This is a genomic window from Leuconostoc sp. (assembly GCF_965300815.1).
This window is the reverse complement of the sequence record NZ_CBDKZH010000146.1, coordinates 1-2,786: the sequence shown is the minus strand read 5'-3', so window position 1 is coordinate 2,786 and position 2,786 is coordinate 1. Positions and strand designations below refer to the sequence as shown.

The following is a 2,786-nucleotide window of genomic DNA, read 5'->3' as shown; positions in this document are numbered from 1 at the left end:
TGACCGCGCGATGAACTCACACTGGCGAGCTAAATGGTCAAAAACCATTTCGGAGATCCCCGATAGCGGATACACCTGTGTTAGCAGGTGAATGAGCAAATAAATGTAAATTTATTTGGAAACAAGGTGGGAACACGATTGAACGTCCTTGCAAACGATATTTTCGTTTGCAAGGCTTTTTTATTTCAACAGATATAGGTGAGCGTATGGAGAACAAGCGATTAGCCGCTGGTTCGCGTGATGAGTATGGCACGCGACTGGTCCAGAAACAACAAATTTCACAAACAATCAGCGCCACACTGAATGCGGCCGGTTTTACCCCGATTGCAACGCCCTTGCTTGAGCGTGAAAATACTTTCGAGCATTATCCCACACAAGCGGTTTTTCATCTGACGGATCAGGGGCGCGAACGCTTGGTTCTACGTCCCGATCTGACGCTCCCTATTGCCCGTTTTTTAACCACTGGGCGACATGAGCCACGCTTTACTAAGCTCTATTACTTGGGTGATGTCCTGAAGCCAACTGATCACCTGTCGGGGGCATATAACCAGGAGACACAAGCGGGCATTGAATTGATAGGCGATGACGGGCTGGCTTCAGAAATCCAGGCGCTTGATAAAATGCTTTATTTTGCTCAGATTTTTGGTATTGCTGATGTACAGGTTGTGCTCAGTGATGCACGGTTTATTCCCACGGTACTCTCACAGATTACGATGTTAGCGGCACAACGCCAACAGCTTCAGACGGCAATTGAGGCTAAAAATGTCACCCAATTCATCAAATACCAACAGGCCATAGCAGATTTTCCAACTTTTTTAAGCACTTGGCCGTTAGCCTTTGGGACGGCTGGTGAGGCGGTTATGTGGCAAGCACAAGACTTGCCAGGCGTCGCACCAATCGTGTCGGGGTGGCTAACCTTAGCTGATTATGTGCATACACACTATCCGGATGTGGCCGTCACGGTTGACCTGACCGCAGCACCCCCACAAGGTTATTACACTGGGACAATTATGCGTGGTTTTGTGCCAAGCTTGGGCCGTTATCTCTTCAGTGGTGGGCGTTATGACGCCTTACTCAAAGATAGTCAAGGAACCGATTTACCGGCAGTTGGGATGGGGTTGAATATTGAAAGCATATTAGCTGATTGGCAACGGCAACCAGCCGAACAACGACCACATGAACCAATCGTCGTGGTACTGGGTAAGGGGCGTGTTGAACAAGATGCCCGACCATTATTACGCCGGGCAGGGATGGATACCTCACCACTCAATCATCCAGAACGTAAGCTGGTTTTTGACAGTGAGGATCAAAAATATCGCTTCATTTTAGTGAAATCCGATGATGTCATCAAATATCTGGACCGCGGCATTGGTGATATTGGCATCGTTGGCTCAGATGTGATCGCCGAACAACCTAATCAGCATCATGATGTCTTAGATTTACAAACAGGACGCGCGAAATTTGTGGTTGCGGGTTTAGCTGATTTTGATGATGATGGTCAGCGGAAAAAAATTGCCACGAAATATCCTAAAACCGCCCAGCGTTATTTTAATGCACGTGGTGAAGATGTAGAACTGATTAAATTGGCCGGTTCAGTCGAACTGGGGCCATTAACGGGGTTGTCGGATGCGATTGTGGATATTACGCAATCGGGGCGAACTTTGGCAGAAAATCATTTGCAGATTTTAGCCGATGTTGGGCCAGTCTCGACGCATATGCTGGTCACAAATGGTGCATTTTTGAAATTTCAAGATGAAATCACGCGGATGATTACCGCATTAACGCAATTGTTAGCAGAAGGAGAGACACATGCAGATTATTAAAAATCAAACGATTGACCAAATGGCCAAACAAATCCGCCAAGAAACGGCTGCCACAGATGACGCCATTGTTGCGGCACAAGTCGCTGATATTATCAAAAATGTGCGCGAAAATGGCGATGAAGCGCTTAAGACGTATAGTGCAACATTTGATGGCGTTACGCCAGCAACATGGCGTGTTTCCGAAACTGAAATTCAAGCAGCAATGGCCAGTGTCCCGCAAAAGGTGCTGGCGGCATTGAGGACGGCTGCGGAAAATATTCGCACGTTTCATCAACAAGAAGTTGCAGTTGGTTTTGAGGATACGCCACGTGAAGGGATTGTCCGTGGGGTCAAAGTGACGCCATTGTCTGCGGTTGGGATTTATGTGCCAGGCGGGACAGCAGCCTATCCTTCATCTGTCTTGATGAATGCAATTCCAGCCAAAATCGCTGGTGTCCCTAACATTGTGATGGTGACGCCACCGCAAAAAGATGGGCTTAATCCCACTGTTTTGGCCGCAGCTAAAATTGCTGGTGTTGACCAAATTTTCCAAGTCGGTGGGGCGCAAGCCATTGCGGCTTTGGCGTATGGGACGGCAACGATCCCGGCAGTCGATAAAATCACAGGACCTGGTAATCGCTACGTGGCAATGGCCAAAAAAATGGTCTATGGGCAAGTTGCCATTGATATGATTGCTGGCCCCTCTGAAATTGGGATTCTCGCTGATGATTCTGCGCGTGCAGCAGATATTGCGGCTGACTTATTATCACAAGCCGAACATGATGTGAATGCCCGTGTGCTGTTGATGACAACTTCTGCGACGTTGGCCACCGCAGATAATGCTGCCGTGGCGCAACAGCTTGAAACTTTGCCACGCGCTGACATTGCCCGTGCGGCAATCAATGATCACGGTGTGATTTATTTGGTCAACACCATTGATGAGATGTTCACCTTGATGAATCTGGTTGGCCCAGAGCATCTTGA

Annotated in this window: 2 protein-coding genes; both read left to right on the top strand. The window is 48.1% G+C overall.

Annotation, left to right across the window (positions count from 1 at the left end; all coding sequences use genetic code 11):
- Window positions 1-206 precede the first annotated feature (206 nt).
- Complete coding sequence (gene hisG / locus ACW12G_RS07420) at window positions 207-1,823, top strand: ATP phosphoribosyltransferase (RefSeq protein ID WP_147001105.1); 1,617 nt, start codon at window positions 207-209, stop codon at window positions 1,821-1,823.
- A partial coding sequence (gene hisD, locus ACW12G_RS07415) for a histidinol dehydrogenase (protein ID WP_455647656.1) occupies window positions 1,810-2,786 on the top strand: 977 nt, incomplete at its 3' end. The genes hisG and hisD, both read left to right, overlap by 14 nt.